The sequence below is a fragment of the Nocardioides bruguierae genome, assembly GCF_023554635.1.
In the GTDB taxonomy this organism is placed as follows: Bacteria; Actinomycetota; Actinomycetes; order Propionibacteriales; family Nocardioidaceae; genus Nocardioides; species Nocardioides bruguierae.
The window spans coordinates 35,290-53,918 of sequence record NZ_JAMJPH010000009.1; the positions used below are offsets into that span (position 1 = coordinate 35,290).

At 71.7% G+C, this 18,629-nt stretch carries 14 protein-coding genes and 1 riboswitch; of the genes, 12 read left to right on the plus strand and 2 right to left on the minus strand.

Annotated features, from left to right (window positions below; genetic code table 11):
- Positions 1 to 99: 99 nt before the first annotated feature.
- From M8316_RS06470 to M8316_RS06480, 3 genes are all read left to right on the plus strand, one after another.
- A complete protein-coding gene (locus tag M8316_RS06470) occupies positions 100 to 3,003 on the plus strand; it encodes a vitamin B12-dependent ribonucleotide reductase (protein WP_250053050.1) in 2,904 nt (967 codons plus the stop codon).
- Between the two features lie 89 nt (positions 3,004 to 3,092).
- Positions 3,093 to 3,770: a DNA cytosine methyltransferase gene (locus tag M8316_RS06475; protein WP_250053051.1), complete on the plus strand. Its 678-nt coding sequence runs from the start codon at positions 3,093 to 3,095 to the stop codon at positions 3,768 to 3,770.
- Positions 3,767 to 4,198: an ATP-binding domain-containing protein gene (locus M8316_RS06480; RefSeq protein WP_250053052.1), complete on the plus strand. Its 432-nt coding sequence runs from the start codon at positions 3,767 to 3,769 to the stop codon at positions 4,196 to 4,198. The genes M8316_RS06475 and M8316_RS06480 overlap by 4 nt, the downstream gene beginning before the upstream one ends.
- Before the next feature lie 18 nt (positions 4,199 to 4,216).
- On the opposite strand, the gene M8316_RS06485 is transcribed toward M8316_RS06480, so the two are convergent.
- A complete protein-coding gene (locus M8316_RS06485; protein WP_250053053.1) occupies positions 4,217 to 6,304 on the minus strand; it encodes a nuclease-related domain-containing DEAD/DEAH box helicase in 2,088 nt (695 codons plus the stop codon).
- A 108-nt stretch (positions 6,305 to 6,412) separates the two neighbouring features.
- Between M8316_RS06485 and M8316_RS06490 the strand changes: the two genes are divergently transcribed.
- The 3 genes from M8316_RS06490 to M8316_RS06500 all read left to right on the plus strand — a co-directional run bounded on the left by M8316_RS06490 (position 6,413) and on the right by M8316_RS06500 (position 9,578).
- Positions 6,413 to 7,453, plus strand: a complete 1,041-nt coding sequence (locus M8316_RS06490; protein WP_250053054.1) for a zinc-dependent alcohol dehydrogenase — start codon at positions 6,413 to 6,415, stop codon at positions 7,451 to 7,453.
- An 81-nt stretch (positions 7,454 to 7,534) separates the two neighbouring features.
- A riboswitch (SAM riboswitch) is annotated at positions 7,535 to 7,648 on the plus strand.
- A 36-nt stretch (positions 7,649 to 7,684) separates the two neighbouring features.
- Entirely contained in the window at positions 7,685 to 8,095 is a 411-nt protein-coding gene (locus M8316_RS06495; RefSeq protein WP_250053055.1) for a hypothetical protein, read from the plus strand.
- A 118-nt stretch (positions 8,096 to 8,213) separates the two neighbouring features.
- The gene (locus tag M8316_RS06500) at positions 8,214 to 9,578 is read left to right on the plus strand and encodes a T3SS (YopN, CesT) and YbjN peptide-binding chaperone 1 (protein ID WP_250053057.1); all 1,365 of its coding nucleotides are present in this window, start codon (positions 8,214 to 8,216) and stop codon (positions 9,576 to 9,578) included.
- A gap of 83 nt (positions 9,579 to 9,661) precedes the next feature.
- Here the strand turns inward: M8316_RS06500 and M8316_RS06505 are convergent, their stop codons facing one another.
- A complete protein-coding gene (locus tag M8316_RS06505) occupies positions 9,662 to 10,195 on the minus strand; it encodes a hypothetical protein (RefSeq protein ID WP_250053058.1) in 534 nt (177 codons plus the stop codon).
- 226 nt (positions 10,196 to 10,421) lie between these two features.
- On the opposite strand from M8316_RS06505, the gene M8316_RS06510 reads away from it, so the two are divergent.
- From M8316_RS06510 to M8316_RS06535, 6 genes are all read left to right on the plus strand, one after another.
- The gene (locus M8316_RS06510) at positions 10,422 to 11,474 is read left to right on the plus strand and encodes a LacI family DNA-binding transcriptional regulator (RefSeq protein ID WP_250053059.1); all 1,053 of its coding nucleotides are present in this window, start codon (positions 10,422 to 10,424) and stop codon (positions 11,472 to 11,474) included.
- Positions 11,471 to 12,763 carry a sugar ABC transporter substrate-binding protein gene (locus M8316_RS06515; RefSeq protein WP_250053060.1) on the plus strand — a complete coding sequence of 431 codons (1,293 nt, stop codon included), beginning with the start codon at positions 11,471 to 11,473 and terminating at the stop codon, positions 12,761 to 12,763. The genes M8316_RS06510 and M8316_RS06515 overlap by 4 nt, the downstream gene beginning before the upstream one ends.
- Positions 12,764 to 12,811: 48 nt before the next feature.
- Positions 12,812 to 13,843, plus strand: a complete 1,032-nt coding sequence (locus tag M8316_RS06520; protein WP_250053061.1) for a carbohydrate ABC transporter permease — start codon at positions 12,812 to 12,814, stop codon at positions 13,841 to 13,843.
- A gap of 5 nt (positions 13,844 to 13,848) precedes the next feature.
- A complete protein-coding gene (locus tag M8316_RS06525) occupies positions 13,849 to 14,754 on the plus strand; it encodes a carbohydrate ABC transporter permease (protein WP_250053063.1) in 906 nt (301 codons plus the stop codon).
- Between the two features lie 21 nt (positions 14,755 to 14,775).
- Positions 14,776 to 16,383 carry a glucoamylase family protein gene (locus M8316_RS06530; RefSeq protein WP_250053064.1) on the plus strand — a complete coding sequence of 536 codons (1,608 nt, stop codon included), beginning with the start codon at positions 14,776 to 14,778 and terminating at the stop codon, positions 16,381 to 16,383.
- Positions 16,384 to 16,543: 160 nt separating this feature from the next.
- Positions 16,544 to 18,457 (plus strand): GH39 family glycosyl hydrolase, encoded by a 1,914-nt coding sequence (locus tag M8316_RS06535; RefSeq protein ID WP_250053065.1) that lies wholly within the window; start codon positions 16,544 to 16,546, stop codon positions 18,455 to 18,457.
- The last annotated feature ends 172 nt before the right edge of the window (positions 18,458 to 18,629 follow it).

Consider the following 18,629-nt stretch of genomic DNA (forward strand, 5'->3'; position numbering starts at 1 on the left):
CCTCCGTGTACGACGGAGACAGCCAGGCTCCCCAGCCAGCACGAGCAACGCACGAACCCCCACCATCGCGGGACATCGCGGGACACAGGAGAACCAGGAATGACGGAGACGCAGAGCGGCCGCGCGAAGACGGGCGCACGGTCGCGCAAGGCGGCAGGCGGCCTCACGATCCAGCGGGTGTTCAGCACCGAGGGCGTGCACCCCTACGACGAGCTCGAGTGGGAGCGTCGCGACGTCGTCCAGACCAACTGGAAGACCGGCGTGACCGTGTTCCAGCAGAAGGGCGTCGAGTACCCGACGACCTGGTCGCTCAACGCCTCCACGATCGTCACCACCAAGTACTTCCGCGGCGCCGTCGGCTCCGACGTGCGCGAGTGGAGCCTCAAGCAGCTCGTCGACCGCGTCGTCCTCACCTACGTGAAGGCCGGCAAGGACAACGGCTACTTCAAGACGGACGCCGACGCCGAGGTCTTCGAGCACGAGCTGACCTGGCTGCTGGTCAACCAGTACTTCTCCTTCAACAGCCCCGTCTGGTTCAACGTGGGCACGCAGTCCCCCCAGCAGGTCTCCGCCTGCTTCATCCTCTCCGTGGATGACTCGATGGACTCGATCCTGAACTGGTACAAGGAGGAGGGCTTCATCTTCAAGGGCGGCTCCGGTGCCGGCCTGAACCTCTCCCGCATCCGCTCCTCCAAGGAGCTGCTGTCCTCCGGCGGCACCGCCTCCGGCCCCGTCTCCTTCATGCGCGGTGCCGACGCCTCCGCGGGCACCATCAAGTCCGGTGGCGCCACCCGTCGTGCCGCGAAGATGGTCGTCCTGGACGTCGACCACCCGGACATCGAGGAGTTCGTCGAGACCAAGGCGAAGGAGGAGGACAAGATCCGCGTCCTCCGTGACGCCGGCTTCGACATGGACCTCGGTGGCGACGACATCACCTCCGTGCAGTACCAGAACGCCAACAACTCGGTGCGCGTCACCGACGAGTTCATGCGCGCCGTCGAGGAGGGCACCGACTTCGCCCTGCGCGGCCGCATGACCGGCGAGGTCATCGAGCACGTCGACGCCCGCACCCTGTGGCGCAAGATCGCCGAGGCCGCGTGGGCCTGCGCCGACCCGGGCCTGCAGTACGACGACACGATCAACGACTGGCACACCAACCCCGAGACCGGCCGCATCACCGCGTCCAACCCGTGCTCGGAGTACATGTCGCTGGACAACTCCTCCTGCAACCTGGCGTCGCTGAACCTGCTGAAGTTCCTCAAGGACGACGACACCTTCGACGCCGGGCGCTTCGCCCAGGCCGTCGAGCTGATCATCACCGCGATGGACATCTCGATCTGCTTCGCGGACTTCCCGACCGAGTCCATCGGCCAGACCACCGTCGACTACCGCCAGCTCGGCATCGGCTACGCCAACCTCGGCGCGCTGCTGATGGCGATGGGTCTCGGCTACGACTCCGAGGGTGGCCGCACCATGGCCGCCACCATCACCTCGCTGATGACCGGCACCTCCTACAAGCGCTCCGCCGAGCTCGCGGCCGTCGTCGGCCCGTACAACGGCTACGCCCGCAACGCCGAGGCCCACAACCGCGTGATGCGCAAGCACCAGGCGGCCAACGACTCGGTGCGCCCGATGCACGTCTCCGACTCCGGCGTCCACAAGCTCGCGACCCAGATGTGGGCCGACGTGGTGAAGCTGGGCGAGAAGAACGGCTTCCGCAACGCGCAGGCCTCGGTGCTCGCGCCCACCGGCACCATCGGCTTCATGATGGACTGCGACACCACCGGCATCGAGCCCGACTTCTCCCTGGTGAAGTTCAAGAAGCTCGTCGGCGGCGGCTCCATGCAGATCGTCAACCAGACCATCCCGCGGGCCCTGGTGAAGCTGGGCTACCAGGACGAGCAGGTCGAGGCGATCGTCGACTACATCGCCGAGAACGGCCACGTCGTGGACGCCCCCGGTCTGAAGACCGAGCACTACGAGGTCTTCGACACCGCGATGGGCCAGCGTGCGCTCAAGCCCATGGGCCACGTGCGGATGATGGCGGCCTGCCAGCCGTTCCTGTCCGGTGCCATCTCCAAGACGGTCAACCTGCCGGAGTCCGCGACCGTCGAGGAGATCGAGGACGTCTACTTCCAGTCGTGGAAGCTCGGCCTCAAGGCCACCGCGATCTACCGCGACAACTGCAAGGTGGGCCAGCCGCTCGCCGACGCGAAGGCCAAGAAGGCCGAGTCGACCACCGAGGCCCCCGCGGCCGAGGTCGTCGAGAAGGTCGTGGAGAAGGTCGTCTACGCCCCGACCCGCAAGCGCCTGCCGAAGTCCCGCATCGCCCGCACCACCTCCTTCACCGTGGGTGGCGCCGAGGGTTACCTGACCTCGGGTGCGCACGAGGACGGCCAGCTCGGCGAGCTGTTCCTCAAGCTCGGCAAGCAGGGCTCGACCCTGGCCGGCGTGATGGACGCGTTCTCGATCGCGGTCAGCATCGGCCTGCAGTACGGCGTGCCGCTGGAGACCTACGTCTCGAAGTTCACCAACCTGCGCTTCGAGCCCGCCGGCCTCACCGACGACCCGGACGTGCGGATGGCCCAGTCCCTCATGGACTACGTCTTCCGTCGCCTCGCCCTCGACTACCTGCCGTTCGACGAGCGCCAGGCCATGGGCATCTACTCGGCCGAGGAGCGCCAGCGCTACCTCGAGACCGGCTCCTACGAGCCCGCCGAGGAGACCGGCTCCGCCGCTGAGCTCGTCAGCACCCCGCCCGTCGCCGCCGCCCCGGCGCCGGTCGAGGAGGCCGCCACCGAGGAGTCCGAGACCCACGCCGTCCACGGCGAGAAGGCGCCGGAGGGCGCGGCCAAGAAGGCCCACACCTCCGCCGAGCTCCTCGAGGCCATCACCGGCACTGCGGTCGACAGCCCGCTGTGCTTCACCTGCGGCACCAAGATGCGCCCCGCTGGCTCCTGCTACGTCTGCGAGGGCTGCGGCAGCACCTCCGGCTGCAGCTGATGCAGTGACGGCGGCGGCGCTCGGATTCGTCCGGGCGCCGCCGTCGTGTTCTCCCACGAATCACCCTGCGAACGAAGAGAATGATGTCCGTGAACGCGCGTCCCACACTGCTTGACGTTTTTGCCGGCTGTGGCGGGATGACCAGGGGCTTCAAGGACGCCGGGTTCGACCCGATCTTCGCGGTCGAGTTCGACAGGGCAGCGGCCGCTACCTATGCCGCCAACTTCGGTGACCACATCCACGCCGGCGATATTGCCGACGTTTCGCCTGAGCAGATCCCTCCCGTGGACGTCATGGTCGGCGGTCCTCCGTGCCAAGGGTTCTCTGCTCTTGGCCTGCGCAACGTGGACGACCCTCGCAATGATCTCTGGCGCGAGTACCTGCGATTCGTCGGCACGGCGCATCCGAAGGTTTTCGTCCTCGAGAACGTTCAGCGCTTCCGCAGGAGTCCGCAGCACCAGATGCTGCTCGACGAAGCGCAGGGCGGATCTCTCCAGGAGTACACCCTGACGTCTGCGGTGGTCGTCGCCTCGGACTACGGAGTGGCGCAGAAACGCCCGCGCACCATCGTCATCGGGTCGCGTATCGGGAGAATTGACGTGCCGGCCCCGACCCACTCCCGTGAGCCTGGCCTGGGAACGGTGCGATGGGAGGGCGTGCGGAGTCGCATCGAACCGCTGATGGACACCCCCACGCGTGCAGAGCTTCCCTCCGCAACACCAAGCAGATCGCCGGCTCGTTCGGCCCGCTCGCCCCCTCACGGATGAAGGCGCTCGGCGGCGAGGGCCGCGACGTGCGGTTCATCCCCGCCGCGGCCGAGCACGCCCTCGAGGTGGCCGACGACGCCGTCGAGGAGCTGCTGGAGGAGGGCTGGGACCCGGCCCGCATCTGCCTGCTCACCACCGGCTCGCGCCACCCCGAGCAGAAGGCGACCGTCGACCGGCACGGCAAGGCCGCGTACTGGAGCGGCTTCTGGGAGGGCGAGGACGTCTTCTACGGCCACGTGCTCGGCTCCAAGGGGCTCGAGCGGTCCTGCGTCGTGCTCTGCCTCAACGAGGACGGCACCCGTGACCGCGCCCGCGAGCGCCTCTACGTGGGCATGTCGCGCGCCACCGACGTCCTGGTCGTCGTCGGCGACCCCGCCGTCGTGCGGGAGATCGGCGGCGCGGACGTGGCCAAGCGGCTCGGCTGCTGACCGCCACCGGGGGAGTGCTCAGCCCTCGACGTACCCCAGCCACAGCCCGTCCCGGGCCCGGGTCATGCCGACGTACATCTCGCGCCGCCAGCGGTCGACCCGCTCGGTGTGGCTCTCCTCGGGCTCGCCGTCGCCCCGCGCGGGCGGGGTGAGGCTGAGGTAGGGGAGCAGCACGTACGGGAACTCCAGCCCCTTGGCCCGCTTGATGGTGCCCACCTTCACCTTGTCGCTCGGCACGCCCCGGTACGAGGTGAGCTGGAGGCTTGGGACGTCGTGCTCCCGCAGCAGCCGGGTGATCCGCTCGGCGTCGGCGGAGCGCTCGGTGAGCACGGCGTAGCGGTCCCACCCGCGGGGGTCGCGCTCGTGGGAGGTGCGGAGCAGGCTGATCAGGGCGGCGTCGACGTCGTCTCGCCCGGCGCCCTGCACCACCAGCGGCGCCGGCCCGGTGCGCAGCACCTCGACCTCGTGGCTCGCCGGCGCCTCGCCGAGGTCCTCGACGTCGTGGTCGCCCAGCACCGACTGGGCGCAGGCCAGCACCTGCCGCGTGTTGCGGTAGTTGGTGCTGAGCACGGCACCCCGCCCGGCCACCGACACCCCGGCCTCCGCCAGCGAGAACCCGCCCGGGTAGACCGACTGGCGGCCGTCGCCCACGAGCAGCAGCGACCCCGGCGTCCCCTCGGCCAGCGCCGCGAGGAGACGGAGGCCGGCCAGGTTCAGGTCCTGCACCTCGTCCACCACCACCGCCGCGTAGCCGAACGCCTCGGGAAACCGCTCGACGGCGTCCCCGGCCTGCAGCAGGAGGTCGTTGAAGTCCTGGACGCCGGCCTGCGCCAGCTCCGCCTCGTAGGCCAGGTACAGCTCCCACGCGGCCTCCCGGCCCGCACCTCGCAGCGGCGTCACCCGCCCGTGCCGACGCAGCTCGCGGTAGGCGTCGAGGTCGGCGAGGCGCCGTGGCTTGATGATGTGGTCGATCTCCTCCTGCCAGTACGTGGGTCGAGGGTCGATGCCGTGCAGCACCTCCTGCTGCGGGCAGGCGCGCCAGGCACGCCGGAAGGCCGCGAACGCCCGGCGCGGGTCCGGCGCGGGCTGGCCGCCCAGGTCCTGCAGGACGCGGTAGGCCAGCGCGTGGACGCCGGTGAACTCGATGTTCTCGCCGATGCCGGGCCGCAGCCTCTCGGCCAGTCCCTCGAAGACCTGCGGCAGCGTCTTCACGAAGCTCACGAACAGCACCGGCTCGTCGTGCCGCTCGGCCAGGTGCACGGCCCGGTGCAGCGCCACCACCGTCTTGCCGGTGCCCGCCGGGCCGCGCACCCGGCCGGGCCCGGTCCACCCCACCTGCACGAGCCGGTTCTGCGCCGGGTGCAGGAACGTCATCCAGTCCTCCAGCGGACCGTCCAGCGCCCGCTCGACCAGAGCCTCGGTCAGGTCCTCGAGGCCCTCCAGCGGCTCCTGCGCCACGGGCACCTCGGCGGCCGCGGCACCGCGTCGGGTCGACGCCCCCACCCGGGCGGACGCCGGCGGGGCAGCCGGCATCGGCGGGCTCGCCTCCTCGACGGCCGCGAGCACCTCGGCCACCCGCGAGTCCTCCACGCGCAGCGGCAACCGGGCCAGCCAGCCCGCCACGTCCCGCGGGCCGAGGGCTGCGACCCCGTCGACCTCCGCGCTCACGGCGTGCCGGGTGAACACCATGGCCGCGCGGACCGCGGCGCGGGTGACGCCGGTCGGCGCGAGGTGCTCGCCCAGCGTGTCGCACAGGGCGCGCAGCTTGGCGACCTCCTCGTCCTCCCGCGCCTCGCCCCGGTGCAGGGCGCCGTCACGGAGGCTGAGCTCGGCCCAGTCCTTGGCGTCGAGCACCACCACGCCGCCCGGCCCGACGAGCAGGAAGTCCACGTTGGCCCGCCGCGACCCGGGCCACTGCCGGTCCTCGAGGACGTGCCAGCCGAGCTCGGCCAGGGGAGCGAGGACACCACCCAGCTCGGCCTCGGACGCGCTCGCCCGCAGGTAGCGCCGCGCCTCCTCGCGCTTGAGCTCGCTGAGGGAGAAGAGCGCCTCCGCGTCCTCCTCCAGCTCACGGCTGCGCCGCAGCGCCGACCCGCCAGCAGCCACACCGATCTCCTCACCTCGACGACAGCCTGACCCTGACGGGTGTCGGCATCCGCCTCCCTCCACTTGAGAGCGCGCCACTCGACGGCGTCGACTCGCTATGTTTGACACATGTCGAACTATGCGCGCGTGACGGGTGTGTCCGAGGTCGAGCTGGTGACGGAGGAGAAGCCGACGACGCTCCCGCCCGGCGCGGTGGAGGTCGCGATCACCTACTGCGGCGTCTGCGCCACCGACACCCACAACTACACCTCGGGCGGCAAGGTGCCGCCCGCCGTGTTCGGCCACGAGTGGACCGGCACGATCGCCCGGGTCGCCGAGGACGTCACCACCGTCGAGGTGGGTCAGCGCGTCGTCGCCTGCGTCGGTCCCGCCTGTGGTGCCTGCGCCATGTGCGTGGGTGGGCACTCCGAGCACTGCGACCTCGCGTTCGCGGAGGCCAACGGTGTCGACCCGCACGCCCCCGTCCACGGCGGCTTCGCCGAGTCCGTCGTCGTGCAGGCCCGCCGGGTCCTCCCGCTCCCCGACCAGGTGGACGATGTCGCCGCCGCCCTGGTCGAGCCGACCGCGGTCACCTTCCACGCCGTGCGCCGCACCGCGCAGGAGCTCGGCGCGCTCGTCGTCGTCCAGGGCGCCGGGCCGATCGGGCTGCTCGCGGCCCAGCACGCCCGGCACGCCGGTGCCGGCCACGTCCTGGTGATCGAGCCGAACCCCGAGCGGCGTGCAGCCGCCGAGGCATTGGGCTTCACGGACGTCCGAGAGCCGGGCGAGGCCACCCAGGAGCACCTGCTGGCCCTGACCGACGGCCGTGGTGCCGACGTCCTCTACGAGTGCACCGGCGCGGCCGCGCTGCTCCAGCCCTCGGCCGAGCTGGTGCGCCGCGGCGGAACCCTCTCCCTCCTGGGGTTCCCGATGACCGACTCCACCGTCAGCTACGGCGACTGGCAGGTCCGCGAGCTGCGCGTCGTCAGCTCCCTGGCCTACCTGCACGAGGACTTCGTCGGGGCCGTGCGCTCCATCGCCGACGGCTCGGTCGCCGTCGCCGGTCTCCACACCGGCACCATCGGGCTCTCGGAGCTGGCCGCGACCATGGACGAGCTCGACTCCGGCCGCACCAGCCACGCCAAGGTGCTGGTCGACCCCCGCCGCTGACCCGGGCCCGACCTCGGGTCGAGCGCCACCGACGGCCGTGCCGAGCACGGCTGTCGGTGGCGTCCTCTACGTTCACGACTGGCTCACGAGCAGCGACCACAAGCCCTCCGGCTGGTCGCTCGGCTACCTGCCCCCGCGCAAGGTGCCCCCGGAGGAAGAGCCGGCGTCCGCCGACCGGCGGAGGCAACGCGGGGCCTCGTCGAGGTCCCCTGACCTCGTAGGAGGACCGTCATGGGCTGCTGCCCGCTGTACCCCGAGCCCGGCACCCCGGTGTCGATGGAGCCGGGCCACTTCCCCGACCTGCGCCAGCAGGTCCTGGCCGTCGTCGACACCGACGAGTGGGTCGACGTGCTCGTCGAGCAGGTCGACGGCCACGTGGTCGTCGTCGCCGCCCTGAGCGGCGAGCGCACCGCGCTCTGGCACCACCACCCGTTCACCGGGTCGGTCGAGCCGGGCCACGCCGCGCGCCTGCACCGGACCGCGCTGCTGCTCGGCTGGCCCGGCTTCGCGCTGAACGTCCGGGTCGTCGGTGGGGAGGTGCCGGTGGCTCAGGAACCCTCGCCGGGGCCGCCCGCACGGGTCCGCGGCACGTGGATGCCCGCCCTGACGCTGCCGCCGGGCGTGACGGCAGAGGACCTCTGACCTGGCCCCTGACCTGCGACGACAGCGGTGGTCTCGACCAGTGGGGCCACCGCTGTCGGTGGGGCTGTCTACGTTCCCTGACGTCGGGTGGAGGGTCCGCCCGAGGAGTGAGGTGCGGGTGACCGACCGGGTCGAGAACGAGGGGGCGTGGCCTGAGCTGCGCCGCCGGCTGGCGCTGACGCTGGCCACGCTGGGTGAGAACGGCACACGTGTGCTGCTGGAGGTCGAGCTCGGGGCGCCGGGCACCGACGAGGTCGGGCCCGTGGTCCAGGTCGGCCCGTCGCCGCAGGAGGGCCTGCGCTGCGAGGTGGGGCTCCCGCCCACCCGCTCCCTGGACGAGGCGGGGCAGCGCGTCCTCGCCGAGCTCGGCTACGGGCTGCCGGCCGACGGCACGCGCAGCCTCGACCTCGGGCCGGACGAGGCCGACCGTGCCGCCGACGTGGTGGTGACGACCCTGCGCGACGCGCTGGGCGTGCTCGACCCCGCGTTCCTGGTCAGCGAGGAGATCGACCTCGAGGGCCTGCGCAGCGACGTCGCCGAGCCGGCCGCCGGCCCCGTGCCGCCGCCGCTGACGATCCCGGCCGGGCCGGAGCACCTCCAGCAGCTGGTCGACGCGACCCTGGCCGCGCACTTCGGCTCCGCCCCGCCGCGCGACCCCGACGGCGACAGCCCCGTCCCCGCCGGCAGCGGCGTGGTGTTCGTCCGCCCCGACGACGAGCGGCCGCTGCTCCACCTCACCGCCCACCTGGTCGTCGAGCTGCCCCGGCCCGACGCGGTCCAGCGGGCGCTGCCCCGGATCGCGGCCCGGGTGCCGTTCCTGTCCCTCGCGGTCGTGGAGGACGAGCTCGTCGCCCGCAGCCAGCTGCCCGCCGCCCCGTTCGTGGCGGAGCACCTGATGTCCTGGGTCGCCCGGTTCGCCGTCGAGGCCGAGCTGCTCGCCGACGAGGTGGCCGCCGAGCACGGCGGCCGGCTCTTCCTCGAGCCCCCGGGTGGGTCGCCGGGGGAGTCCCCGGGAGCCTCACCGCCCCGGACCGGCCACCCGGAGGGCCGCTCGAGCGAGGCCGCGGACCAGCGCCGCCTCCCCGCCGAGCGGGTGGACCAGGCCCTGGTGGGCGTGGTCGAGCTGCTGCACGACGGGCCCGTGCCCGCGCGTCACGTGGCCACCCTCTTCGACGACGACCGGGTGCGGATGATCCGCGCGATCGTCGCCGTCCGCAACGGTCGGGTCGCCCTCGGCGAGACCGACGCGGACACCCTCGCCGAGACCGTGCGGCGCGGCCTGCACGACGCGCTCGACCGCCACGTCCGGCCCTCGGCCGACGGGCCCGCGGCGGGCCGGCGGGGAGCTCGGGGGAGGGGTCGCTCCCACCAGCTGTCGCTGCTCGGTGACGACCAGGACGAGCAGCCGCTCTTCGCCGACCCGAGCAGCGACCCGGAGGCCGGGGAGCCTGGCGGGGCAGAAGGCACTACTGCCGCTGGCTGACTCCCCCTCGCGCGGCCTCGGGTGAGCGAGACGGGAAAGCTGTCGATTGGCCTTGCCGCGTCGGACCCTCCCGAGCTCGGTCGTCAGTAGCCGAACACGTGGACACTCACTACATCGACCTCCCGCCTGATATCGCCGAAGAAGGCCCCCAGCCGCCTCGCGACGATCGGAAAGGGCTTCTCCCGGCTGGTTCCGTCTTCCCGCCAGTTGTTGTTGGGGACCATGAGGAAGAGGTGGTGGGCGTCGGGCGACATATGCGCTTTCCACAAGTCCTTGAGGTCGTGGTTGTTCGTGACGGCGCCGCCTCGCTCCACCTCGGCCAGAATGCCTCTGTGGCTGTCGAACCGGTAGAAGAAGTCGGGTCGCGCTCGCGAGACCAGCCCATCCTCCGGCGTGATCACGACTTCCTCGTCGAAGCCGAGTTCATCGTGAAGCAGCAGTGAGAAGTGATCTTGGATCTTCTTGCTCTGAGCTCCGTGCACATGTAGCTCTGAGATGACTTTCGACGTCATGTCGATATGAGCCACGAGTTTCTCTGCCAACTCGTCTACAAGTGCGATCTCGGTTGCTTCTTCTGCTGAGGGCTGGGCTTTGATCCAGCGTTGGTAGCTCGCCATGGGGACAGCTTGTCTCACGTGCCATGGCCCCACTTGCCACAGTCGGTCTCGATCTGCCTAGAGGCGTGGAACTGAGGGTTATGGCGTCCGGCCAGCGGGCAGGAGTGTCCGTACTTCAGGCGATGTGACGGTTGACACGTCGGCAAAGGGTGAGGCAGGGTCTGGTCCAGACAGCCGCTGATACCGGTTACAGAAACCGGTCACATTCGCAGTGAGGAGAACCGGGATGACCACCATCCGCGACGTGGCCCGCGAGGCCGGTGTCTCGATCGCCACGGTCAGCCGCGCCCTCCGCGACCCGGCGATCGTCAAGCCGGACACCCGCGCCAAGGTCCTCGAGACCGCCGAGCGGCTCCAGTTCCGCCCCAGCCACCTCGGCCGCCAGCTGGCCGAGCGCCGGCACGCGGCGGCGGGGGTCGTCTTCCCCGACCTGTCGGGCCCCTACTACGCCGACGTCGTGATGGGGTACGAGTCCGTCGCCGCCGAGGTGGGCCGCTCCGTGCTGATCAGCAGCACCCGCGGCCGGGCCGACGTCGAGAAGCAGGTCACCGACATGGCCGGACGCTGCGACGGCCTGGTCATCCTGGGGCCCGCCGTCCCGGAGCCGCTCGTCCAGCACCTCAAGGCCACCGGCACCCACCTCGTCCTCGTGGCCCGCCCGGCCGACGCCGGCATCGACTCCGTCAGCACCGCGGCCACCAGCAGCGCCACCGCGCTGGTGCGCCACCTGCTCGACGACGGCGCCCGCACCTTCGTCTTCGTCGGCGACCCCGCCGCCGGCCCGGACGTCGCCGACCGCCACGCCGCCGTCAGCCAGGCGCTGGCCGCGAGCGGCGAGCAGACACGGATGAGCATCCTGCCCGTCGACGACCTGGACGAGACGAACGGCCGCCGGGCGGCCGACGCACTCCTGCACGACACCACGCAGGACCCGACGCACGACACGACAGGCACGAGAACCCCCCACGGCGACCCGTCGAGCACCCTGCCCGACGCCGTCGTCTGCGCCAACGACGAGCTGGCCCTCGGCCTCCTCGCCCGCCTCACCGAGGCCGGGCAGGAGCACAGGGTCCGCGTCACCGGCTGGGACGACGTGATGGCGGCCCGCTGGGCCGGCCTCACGACGGTCCGCCAGCCGATGCGCGAGCTCGGCGCCACCGCCGCCCGGCTGCTCGAGGAGCAGCTCGACGGCACCCGCACCGCTCCCCGCCACGAGCTGCTCGACACCGAGCTCGTCGTGCGCACCAGCAGCACCCTCCTCGGGAAGGAACCCGCATGAAGACGAACCGGACGATGAAGACCGGGACGAAGACGCTCGCCGCCCTCGCCATCGCCGGCCTGGCGCTCAGCGCCTGCGGCCGCGACGCCACCAGCGCCGGAGGCGAGGCCCAGAGCGACGCCATCGACGACAGCCCCGCCTCGGGCACGATCGAGGTCTGGGCGATGGGCGCCGAGGGCGAGGCCCTCGACGAGTTCACCCAGGCCTTCGAGGAGGAGAACCCCGACGCCGAGGTGGAGGTCACCGCGATCCCGTGGGACTCCGCCCACGACAAGATCCAGGGCGCCATCACCTCCGGCGAGGGCCCCGACGTCACGCTCGTCGGCTCCACGTGGATGGGCGAGTTCGGCGCGGCCGGCGGCCTCATGCCGACCCCCGAGGACCTCGTGGACGGCGACGACTTCTTCCCCGGCGCGTGGGAGGGCAACCAGGTCGGCGGCACCCAGTACGGCATCCCCTGGTACGTCGAGACCCGCGTCCTCTACTACCGCACCGACCTCGCCCAGCAGGCCGGCTGGGACGCCGCGCCCCAGGACTGGGACGAGCTCACCCAGTTCGCCACCGACCTGCAGAGCAAGGCCGGCGCCGAGTACGGCATCAACCTCCAGCCCGGCCAGACCGGCTCCTGGCAGACCTTCCTGCCCTTCGCCTGGTCCGACGGCGCCGAGCTGGCCAACGCCGACGGCACCGAGTGGTCCATCGCCAGCGACCCGATGAAGGAGTCGCTGCAGTACTACTCCGACTTCTTCACCGAGGGCCTCGCGCAGACCCGCGTCATGGACGCCGGCGAGCTCGAGTCCGGCTTCACCGACGGCCGCTACGGCTCGTTCATCTCCGGCCCGTGGCACGCCGCCCTCATCGAGGACGCCGGCACCGACCCGTCCGAGTACTCCGTCGCCCCCATCCCCGGCCCCGACGGCCCCGGCGCCAGCTTCATCGGCGGCGGCAACCTCGCCGTGCTGACCGACGCCGAGAACCCCGACGGCGCCTGGAAGCTGGTGCAGTGGCTCTCCGAGCCCGAGACCCAGCAGGACTTCTACGAGACCGTGGGCGACCTGCCCGCCAACAGCACCGCCTGGGACTCCGGCACGCTGGCCGACGACGAGCAGCTCGCCGTCTTCGGCGACCAGCTCGACCGGGCGGTCTCCCCGCCGGCCGTGCCCACCTGGGAGCAGGTCGCCGACATCATCGACGCCCGCGTCGAGCGCACCGCCAAGGGCGTCCAGGACGTCGACGAGGCAGTCGACGAGATGCAGTCGCAGGCCTCGAGCGTCGGGACGGGTCTCTGAGGCTCGCGCCTCAGGCCCCCACCCGACCAGCAGAGGAGATGAACGCGCATGTCCTCCACGCACGCACCCCATCCCTCGCGGGAGACGGGGGAGAAGCAGGACGCGGGGCTCGACCTGCCCCGCGCCACCGGTAGCCGCACGCCCTCGCAGCCGCCGACCCGCAGCAGGACGCTGCGGCACCCGTTCGGCGGGCGGTCGAACGACCCGACCGCCCGCTCCCAGGCCGTGGCCGCGTGGATCCTCGCGGTCCCGTTCATGGCGGTGTTCCTCGTGTTCACCGCCGGCCCGGTGCTGGCCAGCCTCGGGATGAGCTTCACCGACATCCGCTCCACCGACGTGCGCAACCCGCTCTCGGTGCAGTTCGTCGGCCTGGAGAACTACACCCGGCTGCTGGGCGACGAGCTGTTCCGCAAGGTCGCGCTCAACACGCTGCTCTACCTGCTGCTCGGCGTCCCGCTGACCCTCGGCGTCGCGATGGCGGTGGCGGTGGGCCTCAACCGGGTCACCCGGTTCAAGGGCTTCTTCCGCGTCGGCTTCTACCTGCCGGTCGTCACCTCGATCGTGGCGGTCTCGGTGGTGTGGAAGTACCTGCTGCGGGAGAACGGCGGCCTGCTGAACTCCGCCCTCGAGCTCGTCGGCCTCCCCGGCCAGGCGTGGCTCGACTCCACCCACCTCGCGCTGCCGTCGCTGGTCGTCATGGCCGTGTGGCGCAACTTCGGCACCATGACCGTCATCTTCCTGGCGGCCCTGCAGTCGGTGCCGACCGAGGTGCTGGAGGCGGCGGAGTCCGACGGCGCGTCCGCCTGGTCCCGCTTCCGCCACGTCACGGTCCCGATGCTGCGTCCGACCATCCTGTTCGGCGCCGTCATCACCGGCATCGGCTACCTGCAGTTCTTCGAGGAGGCCTTCGTGATGACCTCCGGCGGCCCGCTCGACTCGACCCGGTCGATCAGCTTCTACACCTACGACCAGTTCGGGTTCGGCAACTACGGCCTCGCCGCCGCCGCGAGCTACCTGCTCTTCCTCGCCATCGTGCTCCTCACCATGCTGCAGTTCCGGCTGCTGCGCTCGAAGGACTGATCCCCATGGCCACGCTCGAAGCGCCCACGCACGAGAACACCATGACCCCGGAGAAGAACAAGAAGGGACGCCGGCGGGGCGGCCGCGACGACGGACGCCTGCGCACCCCCGCCTGGCTCTACGCCGTCATGGTCGCCGGCCTGTTCCTGGTGGTCATCCCGTTCATCTGGATGGTCGTCAGCTCGGTCAAGCCCAACGCCGAGCTGCGCCAGGTGCCGCCGACGCTGCTGCCCGAGGGCATCACGTTCAGCCACTACGAGGCGCTCTTCACCGACCTCGACTTCCCGCAGTTCTTCCTGAACTCGGCGATCGTCAGCCTCGGCACGATGGTCGGCAACATGATCTTCTGCTCGATGCTGGGCTACGCCCTGGCGAAGCTGCAGTTCCCGGGCCGCCGCATCATGTTCGCCCTGGTCGTCGGCACCCTCATGGTGCCCGGCGTGGTGACGTTCGTGCCGCTGTTCGTGCTCACCACGAACCTCGGCCTCACCAACACGCTGCCCGCGATGATCCTGCCGTTCATGGCCGGCCCGTTCGGGGTCTTCCTGATGCGCCAGTTCATCCTGTCCATCCCCGACGAGCTGATCCAGGCCGCCCGCGTCGACGGCGCCGGCGAGCTGCGGATCTTCGCCCGCGTCGTCCTGCCGCTGTGCGGGCCGGCCCTGGCCACGCTCGGCGTGCTCACGTTCCTGTCCAGCTGGAACAACTTCCTCTGGCCGCTGGTGGTCGCCACCAGCGAGGACAAGTACACGCTCCCCGTCGCCCTCGCGCTCTACGCCGTGGGCCAGAACGCCACCGACTACGGCCTGCTCATCGCCGGTGCCGTCGTCGTCGTCCTGCCCGTGCTCGCCGTCTTCCTCGTCCTGCAGCGCCACATCATGCAGGGCGTCGCGAGCACCGGCATCAAGTAACCCCCACCCCTAGGAGTCACCATGCGCAGCTCGGTGCGCACACCGATCCTGGGCGCCCTCACGGCGCTCGCCCTCACCGTCCCGATCCACGCCGCGGCCACCGCCGCCACGACCAGCACCACCGACCGGCAGCCCTCCACGGCGGGGGAGAAGACCACACAGAAGACGTCGGACGACGGCTTCCCGACCGGCCGCAAGGCCCAGCTCGAGAAGTACGTGGCCGACACCTGGCACTCGTTCGAGGCGATGGTCGACCCGGCCACCGGCCTGCCGACCGACAACATCGGCGGCGACCTCACGGCCGCGTCCCGCGCCGGCTACACCTCGCCCACCAACATCGGCGCCTACCTGTGGTCCACGGTCGTCGCCCGCGACACCGGCCTCATCACCGCCGACGAGGCCCGTGAACGGATGAGCCAGACGCTCGAGACCGTCGAGGGCCTGCAGCGGCACGAGCCGTCCGGCCAGTTCTACAACTGGTACGACCCCGCCACCGGCGACCGCGTCGACGTCTGGCCCGACGACGGCAACGAGGTCAAGCACTTCCTCTCCTCGGTCGACAACGGCTGGCTCGCCACCGGCCTGCTCGTCACCGAGGAGGCCGTCCCGGCGCTCGCCGAGGAGGCGCACGACCTGCGCACCTCGATGGACTTCGGCTGCTACTACAACCCGGCCGAGAACCAGATCCGCGGCGGCTTCTGGGACGAGGACCCCGACAACGACGCGGCCGTCCTCGACGACTACTGCGACATGGGCACCGACGTCTACTACACCGGCCACCACTACGGCGCGCTGAACACCGAGCCGCGGATGGCGTCCTACCTGGGCATCGCCGCCGGCCAGATCCCCGCGCGCCACTACTGGGGCATGTACCGCACGTTCCCCAACGACACCTGCGACTGGTCCTGGACCGAGACCAAGCCGGTGGGCGAGTGGAAGACCTACGACGGCGAGCGCGTCTTCGAGGGCGCCCTGCCCTACCGCGGCATGGACATCGTGCCCACCTGGGGCGGCTCCATGTTCGAGGCGCTGATGGTGCCGCTGTTCGTGCCCGAGGACGAGTGGGGCCCGCGGTCCTGGGGCGTGAACCACCCGCTCTACGTGCAGGGCCAGATGGAGCACGGCCTGGACGAGGCCGGCTACGGCTACTGGGGCTTCAGCCCCTCGAACAACCCGGCCGGCGGCTACCGCGAGTACGGCGTCGACCAGCTCGGCCTCGACGGCCCCGGCTACACCTCCGACCAGGAGCGCACCGACGTCGACCAGCCCTTCGAGGGCTGCCGCGAGGGCTCCGAGGCCCCGACCGAGTACGGCGACGGCGTCGTCACCCCGCACGCCTCGTTCCTCGCGCTGCGCTACAAGCCCGGTGCCGCGCTGGCCAACCTGCGCAAGATCCGCACCGACTTCGACGCCTACGGCGCCGGCGGCTTCTACGACGCGATCGCCACGCAGTCCGGCCAGGTCAGCCACGAGTACCTCTCCCTGGACCAGGGCATGATCATGGCCGCCCTCGGCAACGCGCTGACCGGCGACGACCTGCGCCACGACGTCGCGACCGACGAGATGCGCAGCGCGCTGAAGCCGCTCATGGCCCAGGAGGTGTTCGCCTCCGCGCCCCGCGAGGACTGACCCCACCCCGCTCTCCCCGTCGCGGGGGGGGGGGGCCCCGGGGGGGGGGGGCGGGGGCCCCCCCCCCCCCCCCCCCGCTCTCCCCGTCGCCGAGTCGGCAGCACGTTGCTGCCGACTCGGCGGCCACCCCTGACCCTCCTCGGAACAGGAGCAGCTCCCCATGACCAGCACCCAGCACGACCAGGACCAGCACAACCCCAGCGGGTCCACCCGCACCGACGGCACCCCGGAGGCCCGCGCCGACTGGGAGGCCCGGATCGGCACCGCCTCGGGCACCGCGTTCGGCGGCAACGCCCCGCTGCTCGACCCGCCCACCGCCCTCGCGGCCACGCCCGGCGGCCACCAGGTCACCCTCACCTGGGAGACCGTGCCCGGCGCGATCGGCTACCAGGTGCACGTCGCCGACAGCCCCGACGGTCCGTGGGGCGCGCTCGACCACGCCGGTCGCGACGTGCTCGCCGTGCCGCACCCGCCCTACACCGACACCACCGGCACCCCGGGACTCACCCGCTACTACGCGGTGGCCAGCCTCTCCGACGTCCACGTCGAGGGGCCCCGCAGCGAGGCCGTGGCCGCCGCCCCGCTCGCGGCACCCGCGGAGACCACGACCATCACGGTGGACGCCGGCGGCGACGCCGGTCCGCTGGCCCGGCCGTGGCGCCCGATGATCGGCTCCGAGCACCTCTCCCACGCGCTGCTGACCGACACCACCGGCGGCCAGTCCATCGGTGCCGAGCTGTCGTCCGCGCTCAAGGCCGCCCACGACGAGCTGGGCGTGGCCACCGTGCGCGCCCACGGCATCCTCTGCGACGACAACGCCGTCTACCGCGAGGTCGACGGGCGGCCGGTGCACGACTTCACCGGCGTCGACAGGGTCTACGACCACGTCCTCTCCCTCGGCCTGAAGCCGTGCGTCGAGATCAGCTTCATGCCGCACGACCTGGCCTCCGACCCCACCAAGACGGTCTTCGAGTACGAGGCGATCATCAGCCCGCCGAAGGACTGGGACCGCTGGTACGCCCTCGTCCGCGACCTCACCGCGCACCTGCTCGAGCGCTACGGCGAGGAGGTCGTGACCGAGTGGAGCTTCGAGGTCTGGAACGAGGCCAACCTGGAGGTCTTCTGGTCCGGGACGCCGGAGGAGTACCTGCGCCTCTACGACGTCACCGCGGCCGCGGTGCGCGACGTCGACCCCCGCCTCGTGGTCGGCGGGCCGTCGTCCGCCGCCGCCGGGTGGGTCGAGGAGCTGCTGGCCCACGCGGAGCGCACCGGCTCGCCGGTGGACTTCATCTCCACCCACACCTACGGCAGCCCGCCGCTGGACTTCCGCCCGATGCTCGAGCGCTACGACAGGGCCGGCACCCCGATCTGGTGGACCGAGTGGGGCGTGACCCCCACCCACTTCAACGAGGTCTCCGACGCCGTCTTCGCCGGCACGTTCCTGCTCACCGGCATGTACTCGGCGATGGACCGGATCGAGGCGCTGTCCTACTGGGTCGTCTCCGACCACTTCGAGGAGCTCGGCCGCCCGCAGGAGCTGACCCACGGCGGCTTCGGCCTGCGCACCGTCGGCGAGCTCCGCAAGCCCCGCTGGTGGGCGCTGGCCATGCTCGAGCGGCTCGGCGGCACCCGCCTGCCGCTGGTCGCCGGCGGCGACGGCGGCGGGTCGCTCGTCGAGGCGGTCTCCGCCCGCACGGTCGGGGGCGAGGACGACGGCACCGTCGGTGTCCTGGCCTGGAACTTCACCCTCGACCAGACCAAGGCCTCCGGCTGCGCCGAGCTGGCCCGCGACGTGTCGGTGTCGGTCACCGGGCTGACCCCCGGCGGCACCTACACGCTCACCCACGAGCGCGTCGACGCCGACCACTCCGACGTCACCGGCCGCTGGGGCGCGATGAAGGACGCCGACCAGGCCTGGCCGACCGAGCCGCAGTGGGCGGAGCTGCGCGCCCACGACCACCTCGAGCACCTCGAGCCCGCCCGCACCGTCACCGCCGACGCCACCGGCGCCGTGACGGTCGACTTCGAGCTGCCCAACCCGGCGATGTCGCTGCTGACGCTGACCCCGGCCTGACCCGCCAGGAGCAGCACCGGACCCGCGAGGCCCGGCCCACCGTCTCGGGGTGGGCCGGGCCTCGTGCTGTCACCCCGCGGCGGTCGAGCAGTTCGGTGGTCGAGGTGCGAGGCCGTCCACGGCCGAGCCACGAGACCCGTGCACGTGGTGGGTGGCGTTTGTAGACGCCCGC

Coding starts and splice junctions, on each gene's coding strand:
- M8316_RS06470 (WP_250053050.1), top strand. CDS start 100: ATGACGGAGACGCAGAGCGGCCGCGCGAAGACGGGCGCACGGTCGCGC.
- M8316_RS06480 (WP_250053052.1), top strand. CDS start 3,767: ATGAAGGCGCTCGGCGGCGAGGGCCGCGACGTGCGGTTCATCCCCGCC.
- M8316_RS06490 (WP_250053054.1), top strand. CDS start 6,413: ATGTCGAACTATGCGCGCGTGACGGGTGTGTCCGAGGTCGAGCTGGTG.
- M8316_RS06495 (WP_250053055.1), top strand. CDS start 7,685: ATGGGCTGCTGCCCGCTGTACCCCGAGCCCGGCACCCCGGTGTCGATG.
- M8316_RS06505 (WP_250053058.1), bottom strand. CDS start 10,195: ATGGCGAGCTACCAACGCTGGATCAAAGCCCAGCCCTCAGCAGAAGAA.
- M8316_RS06510 (WP_250053059.1), top strand. CDS start 10,422: ATGACCACCATCCGCGACGTGGCCCGCGAGGCCGGTGTCTCGATCGCC.
- M8316_RS06515 (WP_250053060.1), top strand. CDS start 11,471: ATGAAGACGAACCGGACGATGAAGACCGGGACGAAGACGCTCGCCGCC.
- M8316_RS06520 (WP_250053061.1), top strand. CDS start 12,812: ATGTCCTCCACGCACGCACCCCATCCCTCGCGGGAGACGGGGGAGAAG.
- M8316_RS06525 (WP_250053063.1), top strand. CDS start 13,849: ATGGCCACGCTCGAAGCGCCCACGCACGAGAACACCATGACCCCGGAG.
- M8316_RS06530 (WP_250053064.1), top strand. CDS start 14,776: ATGCGCAGCTCGGTGCGCACACCGATCCTGGGCGCCCTCACGGCGCTC.
- M8316_RS06535 (WP_250053065.1), top strand. CDS start 16,544: ATGACCAGCACCCAGCACGACCAGGACCAGCACAACCCCAGCGGGTCC.